This is a genomic window from Frigoribacterium faeni (assembly GCF_007988805.1).
Classification (GTDB): domain Bacteria; phylum Actinomycetota; class Actinomycetes; order Actinomycetales; family Microbacteriaceae; genus Frigoribacterium; species Frigoribacterium faeni.
The window spans coordinates 39,704-61,366 of record NZ_BJUV01000016.1 but is presented as its reverse complement, the minus strand read 5'-3'; the positions used below and the strand labels follow the sequence as shown (position 1 = coordinate 61,366).

General features: G+C 73.2%; 15 protein-coding genes. 9 read left to right on the top strand and 6 right to left on the bottom strand.

Annotated elements, in window-relative coordinates; translation table 11 throughout:
* Positions 1–4 precede the first annotated feature (4 nt).
* From FFA01_RS09150 to FFA01_RS09135, 4 genes are all read left to right on the top strand, one after another.
* Positions 5–898 carry a hypothetical protein gene (locus tag FFA01_RS09150; protein WP_182501196.1) on the top strand — a complete coding sequence of 298 codons (894 nt, stop codon included), beginning with the start codon at positions 5–7 and terminating at the stop codon, positions 896–898.
* A 453-nt stretch (positions 899–1,351) separates the two neighbouring features.
* On the top strand, positions 1,352–3,433 hold the full coding sequence (locus FFA01_RS09145; protein WP_244289779.1) for a glycosyltransferase family 2 protein: 2,082 nt from the start codon (positions 1,352–1,354) through the stop codon (positions 3,431–3,433).
* Positions 3,430–4,161 (top strand): efflux RND transporter periplasmic adaptor subunit, encoded by a 732-nt coding sequence (locus FFA01_RS09140; RefSeq protein ID WP_146855315.1) that lies wholly within the window; start codon positions 3,430–3,432, stop codon positions 4,159–4,161. Before FFA01_RS09145 ends, FFA01_RS09140 begins: the two co-directional genes overlap by 4 nt.
* A gap of 62 nt (positions 4,162–4,223) precedes the next feature.
* Positions 4,224–6,260: a glycosyl hydrolase gene (locus tag FFA01_RS09135; RefSeq protein WP_146855310.1), complete on the top strand. Its 2,037-nt coding sequence runs from the start codon at positions 4,224–4,226 to the stop codon at positions 6,258–6,260.
* A gap of 13 nt (positions 6,261–6,273) precedes the next feature.
* Here FFA01_RS09135 and FFA01_RS09130 read toward each other — a convergent pair whose 3' ends face one another.
* Positions 6,274–8,136 carry a PQQ-binding-like beta-propeller repeat protein gene (locus FFA01_RS09130; protein ID WP_146855308.1) on the bottom strand — a complete coding sequence of 621 codons (1,863 nt, stop codon included), beginning with the start codon at positions 8,134–8,136 and terminating at the stop codon, positions 6,274–6,276.
* A 195-nt stretch (positions 8,137–8,331) separates the two neighbouring features.
* Here FFA01_RS09130 and FFA01_RS15905 point away from each other — a divergent pair, with 195 nt between their 5' ends.
* Positions 8,332–8,475 (top strand): hypothetical protein, encoded by a 144-nt coding sequence (locus tag FFA01_RS15905; protein WP_167627330.1) that lies wholly within the window; start codon positions 8,332–8,334, stop codon positions 8,473–8,475.
* A gap of 40 nt (positions 8,476–8,515) precedes the next feature.
* Here the strand turns inward: FFA01_RS15905 and FFA01_RS09125 are convergent, their stop codons facing one another.
* Positions 8,516–10,246 carry an outer membrane protein assembly factor BamB family protein gene (locus tag FFA01_RS09125; protein ID WP_146855306.1) on the bottom strand — a complete coding sequence of 577 codons (1,731 nt, stop codon included), beginning with the start codon at positions 10,244–10,246 and terminating at the stop codon, positions 8,516–8,518.
* A 197-nt stretch (positions 10,247–10,443) separates the two neighbouring features.
* On the opposite strand from FFA01_RS09125, the gene FFA01_RS09120 reads away from it, so the two are divergent.
* Positions 10,444–11,988 carry an APC family permease gene (locus tag FFA01_RS09120; protein WP_146855304.1) on the top strand — a complete coding sequence of 515 codons (1,545 nt, stop codon included), beginning with the start codon at positions 10,444–10,446 and terminating at the stop codon, positions 11,986–11,988.
* Between the two features lie 168 nt (positions 11,989–12,156).
* Here FFA01_RS09120 and FFA01_RS09115 read toward each other — a convergent pair whose 3' ends face one another.
* The 4 genes from FFA01_RS09115 to FFA01_RS09100 all read right to left on the bottom strand — a co-directional run bounded on the left by FFA01_RS09115 (position 12,157) and on the right by FFA01_RS09100 (position 19,593).
* Positions 12,157–12,828 (bottom strand): peroxiredoxin-like family protein, encoded by a 672-nt coding sequence (locus FFA01_RS09115; RefSeq protein WP_146855302.1) that lies wholly within the window; start codon positions 12,826–12,828, stop codon positions 12,157–12,159.
* A 120-nt stretch (positions 12,829–12,948) separates the two neighbouring features.
* On the bottom strand, positions 12,949–13,641 hold the full coding sequence (locus FFA01_RS09110) for a peroxiredoxin-like family protein (RefSeq protein WP_146855300.1): 693 nt from the start codon (positions 13,639–13,641) through the stop codon (positions 12,949–12,951).
* A 192-nt stretch (positions 13,642–13,833) separates the two neighbouring features.
* Positions 13,834–14,610: a DNA-formamidopyrimidine glycosylase family protein gene (locus FFA01_RS09105; RefSeq protein ID WP_146855298.1), complete on the bottom strand. Its 777-nt coding sequence runs from the start codon at positions 14,608–14,610 to the stop codon at positions 13,834–13,836.
* Positions 14,611–14,613: 3 nt separating this feature from the next.
* The gene (locus FFA01_RS09100) at positions 14,614–19,593 is read right to left on the bottom strand and encodes an Lhr family ATP-dependent helicase (RefSeq protein WP_146855296.1); all 4,980 of its coding nucleotides are present in this window, start codon (positions 19,591–19,593) and stop codon (positions 14,614–14,616) included.
* Positions 19,594–19,693: 100 nt separating this feature from the next.
* Here FFA01_RS09100 and FFA01_RS09095 point away from each other — a divergent pair, with 100 nt between their 5' ends.
* From FFA01_RS09095 to FFA01_RS09085, 3 genes are all read left to right on the top strand, one after another.
* Positions 19,694–20,338, top strand: coding sequence for an FMN-dependent NADH-azoreductase (locus FFA01_RS09095; RefSeq protein ID WP_146855285.1), 645 nt, complete (start codon positions 19,694–19,696; stop codon positions 20,336–20,338).
* Between the two features lie 7 nt (positions 20,339–20,345).
* Positions 20,346–20,552, top strand: a complete 207-nt coding sequence (locus FFA01_RS09090; protein WP_146855283.1) for a hypothetical protein — start codon at positions 20,346–20,348, stop codon at positions 20,550–20,552.
* Between the two features lie 84 nt (positions 20,553–20,636).
* Complete coding sequence (locus FFA01_RS09085; RefSeq protein WP_146855281.1) at positions 20,637–21,617, top strand: aldo/keto reductase; 981 nt, start codon at positions 20,637–20,639, stop codon at positions 21,615–21,617.
* Positions 21,618–21,663 lie beyond the last annotated feature (46 nt).

Genomic DNA, 21,663 nt, shown 5'->3' with positions numbered 1-21,663 from the left:
CAGGGTGAACTCCGCCACCGCCTCCCCCGCCCTCGGGCTGCTCCTCGACGTCGACGGGCCGATCGCCAGCCCGGTCTCCCGCCGGATCGCGATCCCCGCCATCACGCGCGACCTGGTGGCGCTCGCCGAGGTCGGCATCCCCCTGGTGTTCAACACCGGGCGGTCCGACGCGTTCATCCGCGACGAGGTCGTCGTGCCGTTGATCGCGGCGGGGCTGCCCCGGGGCGCTCGCGTGCACGGCGTCTGCGAGAAGGGCGCGTCGTGGTTCTCGATCGGCCCCGAGCACGGGCCGGGGGGCATGAGCGAGGTCGTCGTCGACGAGTCGCTGGCGATGCCGGCCGACTTCTCCGCCGAGATGGACGCGCTCGTCACGGGCGACTACGCCGACCTGGTGTTCTTCGACCACACCAAGCGCGCGATGGTCTCGATCGAGCAGCTCACCTCGGTGTCGTCGGCCGACTACCTGGCGCGCCAGCGCGGCCTCGACGAGCGGGCGATGGAGGCGCTGGTCACCCGGGGCTTCGGCGTCCGCCGCCTCGACGACGTCCGACCCGACGCGCAGGGCGACGTTCAGTGGCGCATCGACCCCACGATCATCTCCACCGACATCGAGTCGGTGCTGCTCGGCAAGGATCGCGGGGCCGAGCGCGCCCTCGAGCTGCTGGCCGACGACGGCCCGCTGCCGCTCAGCTGGCGCACGGTGGGCGACTCGCGGAGCGACTACGCGATGGCCGACTGGCTGCACGCCCACGGGCACGACGTAGCCCACGTCGACGTCCGGCCGGCCGACGGCATCCCCACGACCCCGTACCCCGTGCTGACCAGCGCGTCCGAGCTCATCCACGACGAGGCCGGGGCCGAGTTCCTGGCGGGCTGGGTGGCGGACGTCCGCGGCTGACGCCGACCCGCGCCTCCTTGTCAAGCCACCCCTCCGCGGCCCGCGAACGGGTGACACGGCGCCCCTGCGCGGGTGAAGGCTGCGGCCCCGACGGGTGAGGCCGCCCGCATAGGTACGGGGTTCTCGACGCAGGGGGCTCGCGTGGCCCCCGAACGGGGGCCGTGACGTTCCGAGACCCGCCGGTACTGTTCTGACCACGTCGCCGAGAGGTCCCCCGAAAGGACCACACGGCGACCAGGTCACGGCGCGTCGATCACCCCTCGACGCAGGCACCTCCGTGACCGACGCCAGACCGGGACCACCCATCCCGGGCGGAGCGCGGACCGCTTACCCCGATCCCCGCTCCGGCCAGTCGCCACAGGTGCCGACGCCCTCACCGGTCGTCCTGTGGCGAGCTCTCGCTCCTGGTCGATCGACATCTCCGACGACCCGAACCAGGAGAGAAGAACACGCATGTCCCGAACCATGCGCGTCCGCGAGAGCGACGCCACCACCCGCGACGTCCCGCCCCGCACCGAGAGCGCAGCCCCCGGCGCTCCCGGAGCCGACCCGATCATCGTCCTGGAGCCTCGCTCGCGCAGCGGTCTGAGGCACCTAGCACTCCAGGACGACGCCCAGGTCGCGCGGTCCCGCCCCTCGAAGCGCCTGAGAAGCGACCATCACGCGTCGATCGTCTCGCGCACCGAGGGGCGGGCGCACTCCCCGTTCATGGTGCTGCTCGTGCTGGCCTGCACGATGGGGATCCTGCTCTACGGGCAGTTCCTGCTGAACCCCGCCAACCGCGGCGACCTGCTGCCCTATGCGGCGGTCATCACGGCCGAGGCCGTGCTCGTCGTCCAGGCGCTGCTGTCGATGTGGACGATCCTCTCGGGCGGCCAGAACCCCCGCGACTTCGACTTCCACTCGACGCAGGACACGCTCTACGACGACGAGGCCATCGACCGGCTCGGCGTCCGCGACCGGCCGCACCTCTGGCCGATGGTCGTCGACGGCAGGACGGTCGTGGTCGACGTGTTCGTCACCGTGTACGGCGAGGAGCTGTCGAAGATCGCGATGACGGTGCAGGCCGCCCTCGCCATGCGGGGTGAGCACCGCACCTGGGTGCTCGACGACGGCCGCAGCGACGAGGTCCGCGACCTGGCCGCGACGCTCGGCGCCCGCTACGTGCGGCGCCTCAGCAGCAACGGCGCCAAGGCGGGCAACGTCAACCACGCCCTCACCGTGGCGAAGGGCGACTACTTCGCCATCTTCGACGCCGACTTCGTGCCGAAGCCGCTGTTCCTGCACGAGACCGTGCCGTTCTTCGTCGACGAGAAGGTCGCCTTCGTCCAGACGCCGCAGTCGTACGGCAACCTGGTCAGCCTGGTCAGCCGCGGCGCCGGCTACATGCAGGCCGTGTTCTACCGGTTCATCCAGCCGGGGCGGAACCGCTTCAACGCGGCGTTCTGCGTCGGCACCAACGTGATCTTCCGCCGCACGGCCGTCGACGACGTCGGAGGCATCGACACCGACTCGAAGTCCGAGGACGTCTGGACGAGCCTGTTCCTGCACGAGGCCGGCTGGCGTTCGATCTACATCCCGCTGACGCTCGCCATCGGCGACGCCCCCGAGACGATCGAGGCCTACAGCAAGCAGCAGCTGCGCTGGGCCACCGGCGGCTTCGAGATCCTGCTGCGCCACAACCCGCTGAGCCCGCGCCGCACCCTGACCATGGACCAGCGGTTCCAGTACACGCTGACGGCGACGCACTACCTGACCGGCATCGCGCCCCTGCTGCTGATCATGGTGCCGCCGATGGAGATCTTCTTCGACCTGCGTCCGATGAACCTGCACATCTCGGTGCTCCAGTGGCTGCTGTTCTACTGCGGCTTCTACCTGCTGCAGATCGCGCTGGCGTTCTTCACGCTCGGCTCGTTCCGGTGGGAGGTGCTGATGCTCGCCTCGGTGTCGTTCCCGATCTACGTGAAGGCGCTCTGGAACGTGCTGAGCGGCAAGGACACCGCCTGGCATGTGACCGGCGGCAAGGCGGCCTCGAGTCCCTTCGACTTCATCGTGCCGCAGGTGCTGTTCTGGGTGTTCCTGTCGCTCACCTCGCTCGTGGCGATCTGGCGCGACTGGGACAACCGGGTGCTCACCCTCGCCACGGTCTGGAACCTCATCAACACGGCCGTGCTCTCGGGGTTCCTCGTGGCGGCCCTGCGCGAGGCGCGCGCGATCAAGCGGGCGGCCCGGTCGGGGTCGAGCGCCCGGACGACGATGAGCGAGCCGCTGCCGACGGGCGAGGTGCTCGTGCCCGCCCTCCGCACCCAGGTGGCCCGCCCGCTGCCGCGCAGCCACGAGGAGATCCTCGTGCTGGCGGACGCGGCCGGCGTTGCCGGTGCTGGCGCTGCGGATGCGGCCAACGCGGCCGATCGACGCGATCGATCCGACGAGCGCGACCGGCAGCAGCGGCGCGACGGTGAACGCCGCCGCATGCTCGAGGCCGAGCTCGCCGTCGCCGACGCCGACGCCGACCGCGAGAAGGTGATCTCGTGACCTGGGGCAACCGGATCAGGATGACCGTCGGCATCCTCGTGGTGCTCGCCCTGGTCGGGGTGTTCACGCTGATCTTCACCCAGCGCCAGGCGCAGGTGATCAGCACGAGCGCCGCGATCGCCAGCCAGGACTTCACGGTCGGCACCGACTACAGCGGCACCGTCACGGCGACCGAGGTCGAGGTGGGCGACGTCGTGACGAAGGGCGACGCGCTCTTCTCGCTGCAGAGCCTCGCCCTGCAGAAGGATCTCGAGGACGACATCATGGTCGCCGACACCGACGCCTACACGGTGGCGGACGACGGCACGATGACGTTCACCGCGACCGTCGACGGCATCGTGTCGCAGCTCGACGTGCGCGAGGGCGGCTTCGTCGGGTCGGGCACCGCGGTCGCCACGATCGAGCGCTCCGGCACCCTGTTCGTGGCCGCCGACTTCACGCTCACGCCCCGCGACTACGAGCGGATCCAGGACGGTGCGGCCGTCGACGTCATGCTGCCGAACCAGGTGGTCGTCGAGGGCAGCGTCGACCTGGTCACCGTCGAGACGAAGGACGGGGCGGCCGCGGCCACCGTGCGGGTCGTCAGCTCGCAGCTCACCGAGGGCGCGTACAACGGCCTGGTGGCGAGCGGCACCCCGGTCGAGGCGACCATGCACCTGCGGGACGACGGGATCCTCGCGGGCCCCGTCGACACCGTGCAGGACTTCCTGCGCCAGATCGGGGTCTGACGATCCGTGGTGCGGAGGGCCGGACGGCGGGGCGGCGGCCCGCCGCCCTGGGCGCCCTGATCGTGGCGACCGCGCTCGTCGTCTCCGGCTGCACCGCGGACGACGATCCCACCCCCGACGCCGCCGGAGGCCCCGTCTATCCGGCCTCGCAGGTCGACCCGCTGATCGCCGCGCTGCCCTCGGAGTCGCTCGCCGCGCCTCCTGCGATGCGACTGGCCGACGGCCTCGTGCCCCCGACGAGCACCTGGTTCGCCGGGCTGGTCTTCGGCGAGACCGCGCAGCCGGTGTTCCCGTTCCCGATCTCGTTCCAGCTGACCGCGTCGGGGGTGGCCGCGGGCCTGCCCCGACCGGTGACGTCGTCGACGTCGGTCGTCGCGCCCGCGGTCGTCGGCCTCACCCTCGATCTGGGAGCCGAGGAGGCGCTGGTCTCGTCGTACGACAAGGTCGCGGTCACGATCGAGCACCGGGCGGGCGGCACCGTGCTCGGCCGGACGACCGTCGCGCAGGGCTCGCCCCTCGTGTCGTACACGGCCGAGACCGACCAGACCGACACCCTCGGCGCACCCGTCGTGCCCACCGGAGACGGTCGCGGCACGGTCGAGGTCGGCGGCAGCAGCTGGGGCGTCGTCGTGACGGGCGGCGGTCTCGACGGTACGTCGGTCGACCTCGACGCGGGCGGTTCGGTCGTGCTCGTGGCCCTGCCCGACGGGGCGACCCCGAGTCAGGTCGACACCGTGCTCGACGCGGCCGCCTCGCCCCTGACCGAGGTGCGCACGACGTTCGGCACCTCGGGAGGCGCGGCGTCGAGCACCACGCTCGACTACGTCACCGCGGCCGCCGCCGACACGCTGATCGTGCCCGCCCCGCACCAGGGCGAGACCGGCGGCGGGACGGCCACCGGCCTCGGCTACGAGACGATCATGGGCACGGTGCCGCTCACGATCGGATCGAGGCTGTCGTTCGACGCCCCGACCGTGACGGCGTCGTCCGAGCTCGACCTCGACGGTCTCAGCGCCGACGAGCGCGACGCCCTCGGGCGGCAGCTCCGGGCCGACGTGGCGTCGACCGGCGAGTTCCCCGCCGACACCTACTACGGCGGCAAGGCGATCTACCGGGCGACGATGCTCTGGCAGCTCGCGGTGCAGCTCGGCGACGACGAGTCGGCCGACACGGTGAAGAAGCGCGTCGTCGACCAGCTCGACCTCTGGACCGACCCCGACGGCTGCACCGTCCGGGCCCAGCAGTGCTTCGTCTACGACCCGACCGTGAAGGGCCTCGTCGGCCAGGCGTCGTCGTTCGGCTCCGAGCTGTTCAACGACCACCACTTCCACTACGGGTACTTCCTCTACGCCGCGGGCGTGCTCGGGGCCGACGACCCCGAGCTCGCCGAGCGGTGGGCGCCCGTGATGGACCTGGTCGCCGCCGACATCGGCTCCGGGTCGGAGAGCGGGGCGTTCCCCGACCAGCGCGCCTTCGACCCGTACTGGTCGCACAGCTGGGCGAGCGGGTACTCGCCGTTCGCGGACGGCAACAACCAGGAGTCGTCCTCGGAGGCGGTGGGCGCCTCCGCGGGCCTCTCGCTCTGGGCGACGGCGACCGGTGACGACGCGCTGGCCGCGCAGGCGACCTGGATGCTGAGCGCGGAGGCGGCGTCCGCCCTCGCCTACTTCGTCGCCCCCGACCTGTCCGACCCGGTCCTCGACGGCTACGAGCACCGCATCGTGTCGCTCAACTGGGGCGCCAAGCGCGACTACGCGACCTGGTTCTCGGCCGAGCCGTCGGCGATCGCCGGCATCCAGCTGATCCCGCTCGACCCGACCTCGGTCTCGTACCTGTCGTCGGATGCGGCAGGAGGCGCGGAGCAGATCGCCGCGGTCGTCGCGGAGTCCGGGGTCGCCGACGGCGGCGCCGTGGGCCCGCTGGGCGACTACGTGCTGATGTACTCGTCGCTCGCCGGTCCGTCGGCGGCGGCGGATGCCCTCTCGGCGCTCGCCGACCTGCCGGAGGCGGGCATCGACGACGGCAACTCGCGGGCCTACGCGATGGCGTACATCCTCAGCGCGGGGAGCTCGACGCTGGAGGCGCGCGGCGACGGCTGAGCCGGCGGGGTGGTCAGCGGGTCACGCGCACCGTGTCCACGAGGCGGCGGATCGACCCGTCCTCGGCGATGGAGACGAGTGCTCCGCCCCAGAACTGCAGATCGGACTCCGACTGGAGGTTCCACAGCCGGCGTCCGTCCGAGAGGTCGACGGCGGTGACGTCGCGGAAGACGACCTGGCCGTCGAACGAGTCGGCGGACCGCACGACGGCCGCGTAGCCGACCGAGCGGGAGGCGCCGACCAGCGTCGACTCGCGGGAGATGAACGCCCGCGCCCGCTCCGAGCCGTCGGCGGCGTCGAGCACGAGCAGCGCCCGGTCGCCGCCCGGCACCACCGGCGCGGACCGGCCCTCGAAGGTCTGCAGGAAGACGTCGTCGCCCCACTGGCCCGGCTGCCGCTCGCCGACGATCGGCAGCCCGCGGGTCTCCGTCGATCGGGCACGCGACCAGCGCTCGACGCCGGTCGTCTCGTCGACGCACCGGACCCCGGCCCGGTCCGAGAAGACGACGCAGTCGCCGGTGACGGCGGGCCAGCGGTCCTGCTCGAACTCGCGACGCCAGCGCTCGGCGCCGTCGAGCGACCGGGCGCTCAGCTCGGCGGGGGAGTCCATGCCGGAGCCGTACGAGACGAGGTAGACGGTGTCGTCGACGCGGTAGCCCTGCGCGTCGAGGGGGAGATCGTCGGCCCACGGGTCGCCTTCGCCGGTCCGACCGTCGACCAGGGTGGCGACGCCCTGCCCGACGCTCAGGAGCCCGTCGTCGAGCAGCACCTCGCTCGTCACGCCGGCGTACACGCCGTCGCCCGACCAGACGGGGGTGTCGAGGTCGGAGCGGTCGTAGAGCGTCGAGCGGGGTCCGGTGTCGTCGTCGACGAGGGCCGCCTCGGCCGCGGCCGCGGCGTCGGCGGCCTCGGAGGTGGCGGCGCCCTCGGAGGCGGCGGCCTCGGCGGCCTCCTGAGCCGCGGCTGCGGCCTCGAGGGCCGCGGCCGAGGCGTCGCCGTCCTCTGCGAGATCGTCGACGACCGCGCCGTCGCCGCCCGACACGTCGCCGGTCGTGACCGGGGCCGCGGGCGACTCGCTCGTGAGCACGAGACGGCTGTTCGCGTCGACGACGCGGATCCGATCGCCCTCCGCGACGTGCACGTCGGACAGACCGCCCGTCGCGAGATCGACCCGGCCGAAGCCCGAGGCGCCGCGACCGTAGCCGTAGAGCCCCGTCGTGCTGACGATCGCGTCGCCCGCCTCGGCGTCGATCCAGGCCGCGAGGGTGCCCCCGCCGCCGCTGACCCCGCTGATGTCGATCGACCACCGCACGTCGCCGGCGAACGGGTCGAGGCGCACGAGGCGCTCCGAGCGGCCCTGCCGGTCGTAGCATCCGGTCTCGGACGACGCGAGCTGCGACGAGGTCGCGACGAGCACGTCGGACCCGATCGACCCCAGCACCGAGTAGGTCAGGCAGCCGTCGTCCGCGGAGGGGATGCCGAGCTCTCGGGTGCCGATCGTCCACGACGTCGTCGCCGGTCGGTTCCGCAGCTCGTCGACCACGACGCCGTCGGTCGGCTCGTCCGTCGCGTAGCGGGGCTGGACCGCGCTGCCGAGCACGACGACGGTCGCGGCCGCCACGACCAGCGCGGTCGCGGCGGTCGCGAGGCGACGAGCCCGGGAGGCGCGGCGCCAGCGGGCGCGCATCGGCGCCCCGATCGGCGGTGCGGCCCGGCCCTCGTGGCCCTCGTCGAGGCCGTCGTCGAGCTCGTCGGACGTGTCCGACGCATCGGGCGTCGACGCGTGGCCGAGGCCCGCGGCACGGTCCTCCCAGGCGACGGAGGCGCGGTCGGGGCGCGGGGGAGTCCAGGGGCGAGAGCCGTCTCGATCCGTCACCCGCGCCTCCTCGTCCGGTGCCCCATCGTACGAGCGGCCGCCGTCGGTGCTCCGCACCCGGCCGGGCGTCGTCCCGGAGCGTGCCGGGTAAAGTGGCACCCGCCCGATCGCCCCGCCCGGAAGGACCTCGCCATCGACGTCGTCATCATCTCGATCCTCGCGGTCGCGGCCGTCGCCCTGATCGTGATGCAGGCCGTGTACCGCCGTCGCGTGCTGCGTCGTCGCGAGGCGGCGGGCCAGACCGTGCTCGGCAAGGGGCCGTTCATCCTGCTCGGGGTCATGGCGCTGTTCTTCGTGTTCGCGGTGTTCGTGTTCCCGGTGCTGGTCCGCGGGAGCTGACCCGCGCCTCCTCGGCGACACCCGCGCCACCGCGCGCCCCTCATCGCGACGCCTCGGCGGTGGCGGGCACCACGTCGGCCGTGGTCCGCAGCCCGTGGGCGACGCCGTCGGCGTCGACCGAGACGAGCGTGTCGCCCCAGAAGTCGAGCGAGCCCTGCGGGGGAGAGTCCTGCTGCCAGAGCCGCCGACCGTCGGCGAGGTCGAAGGCGGTGACCACGGTCTTCGAGAAGTCCTGACCGACGAACGAGCCGGCGAAGCCGACGGTCCGCGCGAGACCGGTGAGGTACGAGAACGGCGGCACCTCGGCCGAGAACGTGGTCTCGCCCGTGGCCGGCGAGAGGCCGAGGATCGTCGTGGGCGCGTCGTCGCCCGTGGCCGACCGCATCTGCGACGTGACGTCCACGACGAGCGACGAGGTCTCCAGGCCCTGCTGGAACACGTCGACGGCGGCCTGGTCCTGCTCGGTCACGGGCAGGGTGCGCGACCAGCGCTCGCGGCCGTCGTCCGGCTCGAGGCAGCGGAAGTCCGACCGCCCGGACTCGACGATCACGCAGCTCGCGGCGACGACGACCTGCGCGTCGAGCTCGAGCGGGGCCGACCACCGCCGCTCGGCCGCGCGGTCGAGGGCGAGCGCCTCCCGCTCGCCGGCCCGGGTCGTGACGGTCGCGACGAGCAGGTCGCCCGCCTGGACCACGTTCTCGACGAGCGCGATGCCGCCGGGCACGACGTGCACCTCGCCCGTCTCGACGTCCACCAGCACCGGACCGTTCTCGCTCTCGACCACGAGGAACGCGCCGGCCAGGTACGGGGTCTCGCTGGTGCCCACGTCGCCGGACCAGACCACGGTGTCGGGGTGGTCGGCGTCGATCAGGCGGTAGGGGGTGGTCTCGCCGTCGGTGAACGTCAGGGACTGCCCGTCGGGGCCGACGCGATCCCGGGGCTGCGACGCCAGCAGGAGCCGGCCGGAGGTCACGCCCATCAGCTGGGTCACGACGTCGTCGGAGTCGTCGTCGCCGATGACGTCGCCGAGCACGCGCCCGGTCTCGAGGTCGATGCGCACCGACCTCGCGCCGAGGTACTCCTGGCTGCTCACGGTCGCGAGGGAGCCCGCGTCGTCGCGCACCATGCTCAGGTAGATGCCCCGGCCGCCGAGCAGGTCGGCGAGGTCGATCGACCAGCGCACGTCGCCGGTCGACGGGTCGATCCGCGCCAGCAGGGCCACCGCCTCCCGGCACCCGTCGTAGGCCACGGCCGACGAGGCGACGACGGCGTCGCCGTCGATCTCGCTCAGCGGGCGGAAGCCGCGGCAGCCGTCGGGCAGGTCGGTGGCGCCGAGGGCCGCCAGATCGGTGCTCCAGAGATCACCCGACGGCGCCGTGCGCAGGTCGGCGGACAACGCGCCGGTGGTCACGGGCACGGGGTACCGCGGCTGGGCCGCGACCCCGGCCCCGACGACCAGCGCGGACACGAGGCCGAGCGTCGCGAACCCGGTCGCCAGCCGCCGAGCCGAGGAGGCGCGGCGCCAGACGCCGCGCACCCCCCGACCGCCGCGGCGCAGCATCCGCTCGAGCGCGGACGGGTCGGCCGGTGCGACGGGTTCGACGGAGGGGCTGTCGGAGGCGTCGCCGTCGTGCTCGGCCGCGGTGCGGCTGCGGGGATCCGCCGCCGCGGCCTCCCATGCCGCCGGCGCCGTCCGCGGCCGGACCGGAGCCCAGGCCGCGTCGACGGCCGGCCGGGGCCGGGGGCCGTCGCCGTCGGTGTCGTTCGCCACGCGGCCATCGTACGAGAGCGCCCCGCGCCGTTCGAGTGCGTGCGGACCGCTGTGGAGGACCACCGGGCCGCGGCGTCCTGGGGAGGACGACCCGCGCCTCCTCGGGGCCGGGGCGGCCTCGTCACGGGGCCGTGCCTCCTTGTATGCTGGCGCGTCGTCCCCGAACGGGGGTCGACGCCGTCGAACGAGGAGACGACATGGCGAACCCCACCAGGGCCAGAGGGCCGCGGAGCATCTGGCGCACGAAGTCGGTCGAGTCGTCGATCGCCGACTCGCTCGGGTCGGAGAACGGCCTGAAGCGCTCGCTCGGCACCTGGGACCTCACGCTGATGGGCGTCGCGGTCGCGGTCGGCGCCGGCATCTTCTCGGTCGGCGCCAACGCCGCCGCGAACTACGCCGGGCCCTCGGTCACGCTGTCGTTCGTGCTCGCCGCGCTCACCTGCGGCCTCGCCATCATGTGCTACGCCGAGTTCGCCTCGACGATCCCCGTCGCGGGCAGCGCGTACACGTTCACCTACGCCACGATGGGCGAGTTCCTCGCCTGGATCATCGGGTGGGACCTCATCCTCGAGATGTTCACCGCCTCCGCCGTGCTCGCCAAGTACTGGGGCGTCTACCTCGCGTCGGCCTTCGACACGTTCGGCATCGGCATCCCGCCGACGTTCATGCTCGGCGGCATCGAGGTCAGCTGGCCGGCGTTCCTCATCGTCGCCGTCTTCACCGCCCTGCTGGTCGCGGGCACCCAGCTCACGGCCCGCGTGGGCGCCGTGTTCACGATCATCAAGGTCGTCATCGTCCTGTTCGTCATCGTGGTCGGCTTCTTCTTCGTGCGGGCCGCGAACTACTCGCCGTTCGTGCCCGCCGCCGAGCCGAGCGCCACCGGGGCCGGGGCGAGCGACACCTGGTCGCAGTCGATGTTCTCGTGGCTGACCGGCGCGGCCCCCGCCCAGTACGGGGTCTTCGGGCTGCTCGCCGCCGCGTCGCTGGTGTTCTTCGCGTTCATCGGATTCGACGTCGTCGCGACCAGCGCCGAAGAGGTCAAGAACCCGCAGAAGACCCTGCCGCGGGGCATCTTCCTCGGCCTCGCGGTCGTCACGGTGCTCTACGTGCTCGTCTCGATCGTGCTCACCGGCATGGTGTCGTACCGCGACCTCGCCGGCGAGGACGACCCCTCGCTCGCGACCGCGTTCCGACTGGTCGGCGCCGACTGGGCCGCCGGCATCATCTCGATCGGCGCGCTCGCCGGTCTGACCACGGTGATCATGGTCCTGCTGCTCGGCCTCTCGCGCATCGTGTTCTCGATGAGCCGCGACGGACTGCTGCCCCGCTGGCTCGCCAAGACCAGCCCGACCCGCAAGACCCCCGTGCGCATCCAGGTCATCGCCGGAACCGTCGTCGCGTTCGTCGCGGCCTTCACCGACGTCGGGGTGCTCGAGGAGATGATCAACATCGGCACGCTCTCGGCCTTCGTGCTGGTCAGCATCGGCGTGATCGTGCTGCGCCGCAAGCGCCCCGACCTGCCGCGCGCGTTCCGGGTGCCGCTGTCGCCGGTGCTGCCGATCCTCTCGGCGGCGCTCTGCGTCTGGCTTATGCTCAACCTCACGACGCTCACCTGGGCGCGCTTCGGCGCCTGGCTCGTGCTCGGCGTCGTCGTGTACCTCTCGTACGGGCGGCGGCACTCGCGCGTCGGCCTCGGCGAGGAGGCGCCCGAGCCCACGGGAGCCGTCGCGCCCCGCGACTGATCGCGGGTCCTGCGTCGCAGGGGTCGGGAGGCGCTCATCGCGTCGACCGGCCCCTGCCGTCGTCGGGAGGCGCGGGTCGCGTCGGCCTGACCCGTCTAGTCCCGTCCGGTCGTCGGGGGACCGGGTCGCGTCGTCCTGACCGGTCCGGTCGGCCGGAGGCGCCGTCGGCTAGAGGACGCCGATCTCGAGCAGGTCGAGGGTCTCGAGCACGAGCGACACCTCGGTGCGGCTGGTGTAGTCGGTGTGGATGTCGACGAACACGACGCGGCCGTCGGCGTCGACGACGAGCACGGTCGGGAACGGGATCTCGGCCGTGTGGTCGGCGTTGCTGTCGGCGACGTCGAAGCCGAGCTGGGCGTGCACGCCTCGGGCTCCCGCCGTGGGCTGGGTCACGATGCCGAGCCCGCGGCTGAGCACGTTGCCGGGGTCGGACAGCACGGTGAACTCGAGGTCGCCCTGGGCGACCGACTTCTCGGAGCCGACCGGCGTCTGGGGGCTCACCGCGACGAGCTCGACCCCGCGTTTCCGCAGCGCCGGCAGCAGGTCCTCCTGGTAGGTCTTGAGCGTCAGGTTGCAGTACGGGCACCAGGCGCCGCGGTAGAAGACGACGACCGCGGGTGAGCCGCCGAACGCGTCGAGCAGCAGGACGTCGTCGCCGGTGGGGGTCAGCAGCGCGGCGTCGACGATCTGGTCGCCGACCCGCACGGCGTCGGCGGGGACGCCGAGGGCCCGCAGCTGCTCCTGCTCGGCGTCGAAGACGGCGGTCAGGTCGGGCCCGATCTCGGCGTTGAACCCCTCGTTGAACTCGACGACCTGCTCGGCGATGGCCTTCGGCGACATGGCGGTCCTCTCGGGTTCTGACGGGTTCAGACCCCTGATCGTAGTGGAAGGGGGTCGGAGAGCGCCGTGCGGGGCGGGCGGGCTCGGGACGGGAGCGGACGCGGGGGCGACCGATGCCGGTCAGGCCGTCCGCGCCTCCAGCAGGTCGAGGGCGGCGACGATCTCGTCGACCTCGGTGCGGGTGGTGTAGTCGGTGTGGACGTCGGCGAAGACGACGGTGCCGTCGGCGTCGACGACGAGCACGGTCGGGAACGGGATGTCGCCCGTCGCGTCGGCGTTGCTGTCGGCGACGTCGAAGCCGAGCTCGGTGTGCACGGCGCGGGCGTCGGCGCTCGGCTCGGTGCGGATGCCGAGCGCGCGGCTGAGCACGTTGCCGGGGTCGGACAGCACGGGGAACTCGAGGCTGCCGTTCGTCACCGACGCCTCGGAGCCCTCGGGGGTCTGCGGGCTGATCGCGACGAGCGCGACGCCCCGCTCGCGCAGACGCGGCAGGAGCTCGGCCTGGTAGGTCTTCAGGGTCAGGTTGCAGTACGGGCACCAGGCGCCGCGGTAGAAGACGAGCACGGCCGGGCCCTCGCCGACCGTCTCGGCGAGCGAGACCTCGTCGCCGCGGGGCGTCAGCAGGGTCGCCTCGACGACGGTGTCGCCGGGCTTGACGGCGTCGTCGGGCACCCCGGCCTCGCGCAGGGCGCTCTGCTCGTCGGCGAAGACCTTCGAGAAGTCGGGGCCGATCTGAGCGGTGAAGCCCTCGTCGAACTCGGTCACCTGCTCGGCGATCGTGGCGGTGGGGCGGGGCGTGCTGGCGTTCGACATGGTCGTCCTCTCGCGGTGACCGGCTCGTCGGGTACGGCCCGGTCGGGTGTCGCCGATCGTAGGCACGTCACCTGGGGTGGAGAGGCGGGCGCGTCACGGGGCGTCACACGAGGTCGCGCGCGGGGCCGGTTCGGTCGCACCCTGGCCGGTGCGGTCGGACACGGGCCGGTGCGGTCGCGCGCTGCGGGGCGGTCAGCTCTGGCAGTGCGGGCACCAGTACGTCTCGCGCAGCTCGAGCTCGCTCTCGCCGAGCTCGCCGCGCCGGATCTTCGTGCCGCAGCGCAGGCAGGGCTTGCCGGCTCGGCCGTAGACCCAGTCGGTCGTGCCCCGGAGCGTGCCGGTGGTGGTGCGCTCGACGCGGTCCTTGTTGGCGACGATCAGCCGGTGCGCGAGATCGATCAGCTTCGGCCGGTTCTCGACCTCGCCGACCGGGCGGGTCGGCAGCACCCCGCGCAGGAAGCAGAGCTCGTTGCGGTAGACGTTGCCCACCCCGGCCAGCACCCGCTGATCGAGCAGGGCGAGCCCGACCTCGCGCGTCGGATCGGCCTCGAGGTTGGCGAGGGCGATCGCGGCGTCCCAGTCGGGTCCGAGCAGGTCGGGGCCGAGGTAGGACACGACGCTGTCGTCGTCGTCGCGGGCCACGAGTTCGACGATGCCGAGGTCGAACCCGACGGCCACCCAGTCGGCCGTCTCGAGCACGACCCGCGCCTGGTACGCCGGTCGACGCCACTTCGTCCCGTGCTTGTAGACGTGCCAGGAGCCCTCCATCTTGAGGTGCGTGTGCAGGGTCAGGTCGCCGATGTGGTGCAGCAGGTGCTTGCCCCGCGCGATGACGTCGTCGACGACCTCTCCGGCGAGATCGACGGTCGCGAACGCGGGCACCCGGAAGTCGCTCGCGGTCAGCGTCTGGCCGTGCAGCACCGCGTCGAGGTTCTTCGCGGCGCGGTAGACGGTGTCTCCTTCGGGCATCGGTCAGCTCCGCAGCCGGACGCCGCTGGGGGTGGGAGCGAACCCGGCGTCGCGCAGGGCGTCGCCGAGCGGCGTGCCGAGCACGAACTCGCCGTCGACGCGCTCGACCGCGAGCTTGCCGAGCCGCGTGCGCACGGTCGCCGCGAGCGATGCCGCCGCCAGGGCGAGCTCGCGCTCGTCGGGCTCGCCGAAGGTGAGCACCGTCTTGCCGCCCCGTTCGACGTAGACGACGAGGCGCCCGTCGACCAGCACCACGAGCGATCCGGCCTTGCGGCCCGGGCGGTGACCCGACCTCTTCTTCGCGCCCGCGCCTCCTGCGGTGTCGCCCTTCTCCGCCGCGCCGGCCGTCGAGGAGGCACGGGTCGCGTCGCCCGCGGAGCCCGCCTCCCCGCGCGCGCCCGCTCCGGTCGCCGTGGTCGCCGCCGCCGCGCCGGCCGCCCGAGCCGCTGCGCTCGCCGCCGCGGCGGCCTCGTCGGCGGGTGCGCCGTCGAGCGTCTGGCCGGGCCAGGGCAGGGCGGCGCCGTAGGGGTTGGCCGGGTCGGTCGCCGCGAGGGTGACGACGGGGACATCCCGTTGCCGCCCGGCGGCGACGAGGGTCTCGTCGTCGCGCCGGTCGCCGTCGTCGCGGACGAACGATCGCAGCCGGTCGACGGTGGGGCCGGTCGCGAACTGCGCCGCTCCGAGCCCCTCGACGAAGTAGCCGCGGCGGGCACGCCCGGTCTCCTCGAAGCCGCTGAGCACCTTGTACGCGGTCGAGAAGCCGCCTCGCACGCCCTCGTTCACCACGGCGCCGCGGGTCACCACGCCGTGCCGTTCGAGCAGGATCTCGGCGGTCGCGGCCGCTCGGATCGTGCCGTCGGGCTCGGCCAGCGGAAGCAGCGACCAGCGCCCGCCCACGGTCGGGGGGCCGGCCTGGCGGGGCATGGCGATGCGGCCGCGGCTGCGGTACGACGAGCGCGACCGGGTCGGCGTCCGGGGCCGGGGCGTCCGGCCGCCGCCCACCTGGGTGCGGAGCGGGGCGAAGGTGTCGTTGGTGATCTGCCCGGCCCAGACGAGCTGCCAGATCGCGGTGACCAGGGCGTCGTCGTCGGTGCTGCCGACGGCGTCGGACAGCTGCCGGAAGAAGTACGCGCCGCCGCCGGCCAACGCGGCGAGCACCTCGCGCTGCAGGTCGTCGGTCTCGGTGCCCGCAGGCTCGGGGAGGGTGACCTGGGCGCCGTCGGCGAGATGCAGGCTGACCCAGCCGTCGTTGCCGGGAAGCGTGCCGGTGCCCGACCAGATGACGTCGCCGGTGGCGGTGAGCTCGTCGAGCATCGCGGGGCTGTAGTCGGTGACGCGGGCGGGCAGGATGAGGGTCTCCCAGGCGGAGGCGGGCAGCGAGACCCCGCTGAGCTGGTCGACGACCTGCAGCACGCCGTCGAGCCCGCGGAGCCCCGAGCCCTTGAGCCCGGTCGCGACGTGCTGCCAGGCGGGCAGGAACCGGCCGAGCGTCTCGGGGGCGACGGGCTCGACCTCGTGCCGGAGGGCGGCCAGGGACTTCCCGCGGAGGCGACGCAGCACCTCGGAGTCGCACCACTCGCTGCCCTGCTGCCTCGGGCGGAACTCGCCCTCGATTACCCGGCGCTGGGTGGCGAGCTTGCGCAGCGTGTCGAGCACCACGGCCGTGCCGAGGCCGAGACGGTCGGCGACCATCGCGGGCGTGAAGGGGCCGTGGGTGCGGGCGAACCGGCCGATCAGGTCGCCGAGCGGGTCGTCGACGGGTTCGACGAACGCGGTCGGCACGCCGATCGGCAGGGCGACCCCCAGGGCGTCGCGGAGGCGCGAGGCGTCTTCGATGCCCGCCCAGCGCACCACGCCGGCGTGGGTGAACCGCAGCACGCGGTTCGACCAGGCGAGGTCGGTGAGGGCGGTCTCGAGGGCGCGGTGGGCGTCGTCGCGGGCGGCGACGTCGCCGGTGACGAGGGTGGCGGACAACCAGCTGCGGTCGATGATCTCGTCGGTGGTGAGCGGGCCGAGCAGACGGAGCAGGTCGACGACGCCCTCGATGTCGCGGGCGCGGCGGTCGGGCGCGAGGCGCTGCAGCTCGAGCTCGTGCTGGTCGATGACGTCGGCGTCGAGCAGCTCGCGCAGCTCGGCCCGCCCGAGGAGCTCCTGCAGCAGCGTCGAGTCGAGCGACAGCGCCGCCGCGCGACGTTCGGCCAGGGGCGAGTCGCCCTCGTACATGAAGGCGGCCACGTAGCCGAACAGCAACGAGCGCGCGAAGGGCGAGGGGACCTCGGTCTCGGTCTCGACGATGCGCACGGTGCGGCTCGCGAGATCGCGGGTGAGGCTCATCAGGGCGGGCAGGTCGTAGACGTCCTGCAGCACCTCGCGCACGGCCTCGAGCACGATCGGGAACTGCGGGTACTTCCGGGCGACGTCGAGCAGTTGCGACGACCGCTGCCGCTGCTGCCAGAGCGGCGACCGCTTGCCGGGGTTGTAGCGCGGCAGCAGCAGGGCGCGCGCCGCGCACTCGCGGAAGCGCGACGAGAACAGGGCGGAGCCGCCGACCTCCTCGGTGACGATCTCGTCGAGGTCGTCGAGCTCGAACGCGAACAGCTCGGCCCCGGGAGGCTCGGCGTCGGTGTCGGGGATGCGCACGACGATGCCGTCGTCGGCCGCCATCGCGCCGCCGTCGACCCCGAGCTGGTCTCGGATGCGCGCCGAGACCGCCAGGGCCCAGGGGGCGTGGACCTGCATCCCGTAGGGCGAGTGCAGGATGAGCCGCCAGTCGCCGAGCTCGTCGCGGAACCGTTCGACGACGAGGGTCGTGTCGGTGGGGACGTAGGCGGTGGCCGCCTTCTGCTCGGTGAGGAACGCGATGAGGTTGCGGGCCGCGCGCTCGTCGAGGCCCCCGGCCGCGACCCGGGTGGTGGCGTCGGCCTCGTTCGAGTTCGACAGCTCGCGGATGTAGCCGCCGATCGCCTTGCCGAGCTCGGCGGGCCGTCCGATGCCGTCGCCCTTCCAGAAGGGGACGCGGCCGGGCTGCCCGTAGGCCGGCGAGACGAGGACCCGGTCGTGGGTGATGTCCTCGATGCGCCAGCTGGTGGCCCCGAGGGCGAAGACGTCGCCGACGCGCGACTCGTAGACCATCTCCTCATCGAGCTCGCCGACGCGGGCGGCCTTCTCGCCGACCATGAAGACGCCGAAGAGCCCCCGGTCGGGGATCGTCCCGCCGCTGGTGACGGCGAGTCGCTGGGAGCCGGGTCGACCGGTGAGGGTGCCGTGCACGCGATCCCAGACGATGCGGGGTCGCAGCTCGGCGAACTCGTCGGAGGGGTACTTGCCGCTCAGCAGGTCGAGGGTGGCGTCGAACGCCGACCGGGGCAACGTCGCGAAGGGGGCGCTGCGTCGCACGGTCTCGAACCACTCGTCGGCGTCGAGCTCGTCGAGCGCGACGGCGGCGACCGTCTGCTGGGCGAGCACGTCGAGCGGGTTGGTGGGCACGCGCAGCTCTTCGATCAGGCCCGCGACCATCCGCTCGGCCGCGACGGCGGAGTGGATCAGGTCGGCCCGGTGCTTGGGGAACAGCACGCCGCGCGAGGTCTCGCCGACCTGGTGCCCGGCACGGCCGACGCGCTGCAGGCCGCTGGCGACCGACGGCGGCGACTCGACCTGGATCACGAGGTCGACGGCGCCCATGTCGATGCCGAGCTCGAGCGAGCTCGTCGCGACGACGCAGCGCAGGCGGCCGCTCTTCAGGTCGTCCTCGATGAGGGCTCGCTGGTCTTTCGACACCGAGCCGTGGTGGGCGCGGGCGAGCAGCGGCTCGGAGCCGGAGGTCTGGCCGGAGCCGCCCATCAGCTGGGCGGGGGCTCCTCCGCCGACGGCAAGGTTGCGAGCCGAGACGGGCGAGGGGGCGAACGGGTCGACGACATCGTCGCCGTCGGGGGACGAGCCGTCGGCGAGGGCGCCGACCGTGACCAGCTCGCCCTGCGCCTCCTCGGCGAGCCCGGCGGAGTCGGCGGTCGTCCGGGCCCGTTCGGTGGCGTGCGCCGCCGCCTCGAGATCGCCGCCCTGACGTTCGATCCAGATGTCGTTGAGCCGGGCGGTGAGGCGTTCGGCGAGGCGACGCGAGTTGGAGAAGACGATGGTCGAGCGGTGCTCGGCGATCAGATCGACGATGCCCTCCTCGACGTGCGGCCAGATCGAGCCCTGCGGCGCGGCGCCCGCGGCGGAGCCCTCGAGCGGCGCCGCGGTGCCGAGTTCGGTCATGTCGTCGACGGGCACGACGACGCGCAGGTCGAACTTCTTGTCGGCGCGCGGGTTGACGATGGTGACCGGAGCCGGCCCGGCCAGGAACCGCGCCACCTCCTCGGGCGGGCGGACGGTCGCGCTGAGGCCGATGCGCTGGGCCGGCTTCTCGAGCAGGGCGTCGAGGCGTTCGAGGGAGAGGGCGAGGTGGGCGCCCCGCTTGGTGGACGCGACGGCGTGCACCTCGTCGATGATGACGGTCTGCACGCCCTTGAGCGTCTCGCGTGCCTGCGAGGTGAGCATCAGGTAGAGCGACTCGGGCGTCGTGATGAGGATGTCGGTGGGCGTGCGGGCGAGCTTGCCGCGGTCGCTCGAGCTGGTGTCGCCCGAGCGGACGCCGACCGTGATGTCGGGGGCCTCGGTGCCGAGCCGCCGGGCCGTCTGCGTGATGCCCACCAGCGGCGACCGGAGGTTGCGCTCGACGTCGACGCCGAGCGCCTTCAACGGCGAGATGTAGAGCACGCGCGTGCGGTGCAGCTTCTCGTCGGGCGGGGGCGTCGAGGCGAGGGAGTCGATCGACCAGAGGAACGACGCCAGCGTCTTGCCCGACCCGGTGGGCGCGATCACGAGCGCGTGGTCGCCCTGGCTGATGGCCGTCCACGCGCCCTCCTGAGCCCTGGTCGGCGCGGCGAACGCCCCGCGGAACCACTCGCGGGTGGCGGGGGAGAAGCGGTCGAGCACGTCGGTCATCGCTGCCATCTTGCTCTGGACCTCCGACATTCCGCCCTGCGCGCCTCCTCGGCACCCGCGCCCGGGGCGGTCGGGCGGGCGGCCCGGCTACGGTGGGCACATGCCGAACCTGCTGCACCTCGACTCGTCCGCCGACCTCTCGACCAGCCGCTCGCGAGCCATCACCGCGGCGTTCGCCGACGCCTGGCGCGCGCTCGGCGACGACCACACCGTCACCCGACGCGACCTGCACGTCGACCAGCTGCCGCACCTCAGCGACAGCGCCCTGCACTGGCCGCCGCGTCTGCGTCAGGCCGGCGACGCCCCCGATCCCGCCCACGAGGCCCTGCAGCAGACGCTCATCGCCGAGCTCGTCGCCGCCGACGTGCTGCTGATCGGCGCCCCGCTCTACAACTACTCGGTGCCCTCGACGCTGAAGGCCTGGATCGACAACATCCACCTGCCCGCCGTGACCGCCCCGTTCGACGGCGACGACCAGCAGCCGCTCGCCGGCCGTCCCGCCGTGATCGTGACGAGCCGGGGCGGGGTCTACGACGAGGGCACCGACACCGAGGGCTGGGACCATGCCACGCCCGTGCTCGACATCATCCTCGGCAGGACGCTGGGCATGCGGGTCGAGGTCATCGCGACCAACCTGACCCTCAGCGACCGACTGCCGATGCCCGACGGATCGCGCGAGCGGGCCGAGCGCGAGTTCGCCGAGGCCACGCAGGCCGCGGCCGACGCCGCCCGCCGTCTCGGCTGACGCGCACGTGGGTCGCCGAGGAGGCGCGGCTCTCCGCCGCGGGCAGCTGGCCGCCGGCAAGGTGCTCGCCTTCGTGTCCGCGCTCGCGCTCGTCGTCGGTCTCGTGCGCATCCTCCAGGCGCACGTCGTCGCCGGGGGGATCTTCGTCGTGATCGCGGTGGCGCTCATGGCGTCGGCGTTCGCCCTCGCCCGGTCGGCCACCCGCCGCCGCTGACGCCGCCGCCGCTGACGCCGCCGCGCTCCGAGCCGCCTCGCGCCGGCCCGGACCGCGTCCGGCGGCACCGCCTACGCTGTCCCCATGCACAGTCGCACACTCGGACGCACCGGCCGCGAAGTCTCCGTCATCGGACTCGGCACCTGGCAACTCGGAGCCGATTGGGGTGACGTCACCGAGAGCGACGCCCTCGAGGTGCTCGGCGCCTCCGTGGAGGCCGGGGTCACCTTCTTCGACACCGCCGACGTCTACGGCGACGGCCGCAGCGAGCAGCTGATCGGCACCTTCCGTGCCGCGAACCCCGACGTCCCGCTCACCGTGGCGACCAAGATGGGCCGCCGACTCGAGCAGCTGCCGGCGAACTACGTCCGTCGCAACTTCATCGAGTGGACCGACCGGTCGCGTCGCAACCTCGGGGTCGACACTCTCGACCTCGTGCAGCTGCACTGCCCGCCGACCCCCGTCTTCGAGAGCGACGCCGTCTACGACGCCCTCGACGAGCTCGTCGCGAACGGGGCGATCGCCGCCTACGGCGTCAGCGTCGAGGAGACCGCGCAGGCCCTCACCGCCATCGCCCGCCCGAACCTCGCGACGGTGCAGATCATCCTCAACGCGTTCCGCCTGAAGCCCCTCGACGAGGTGCTCCCGGCGGCCCAGGAGGCGGGGGTCGGCATCATCGCGCGCGTCCCGCTCGCCAGCGGCCTGCTCTCGGGCAAGTACACGGCCCAGACGACCTTCGCCGAGAACGACCACCGCAGCTTCAACCGTCACGGCGAGGCGTTCGACCAGGGCGAGACGTTCAGCGGCGTCGACTTCGAGCAGGGCGTGGCCGCCGCGCAGGAGTTCGCCGAGTCCGTGCCCGACGGCGTCACCGTCCCGCAGGCGGCGCTCGCCTGGATCGTCGAGCAGCCGGGCGTCAGCACGGTCATCCCCGGGGCCCGCAACGTCGATCAGGCTCGCGCGAACGCGGCCGCCGGCGACGTCGAGCTCGACGAGGGGCTCGACTCCGAGGTCGTCCGCATCTACGAGAAGTACTTCCGCGAGGCCGTCCACCCCCGCTGGTAGCGCAGCCCGGAACGGGCTACACCCCGAAACCGGCGCCACACCTCGA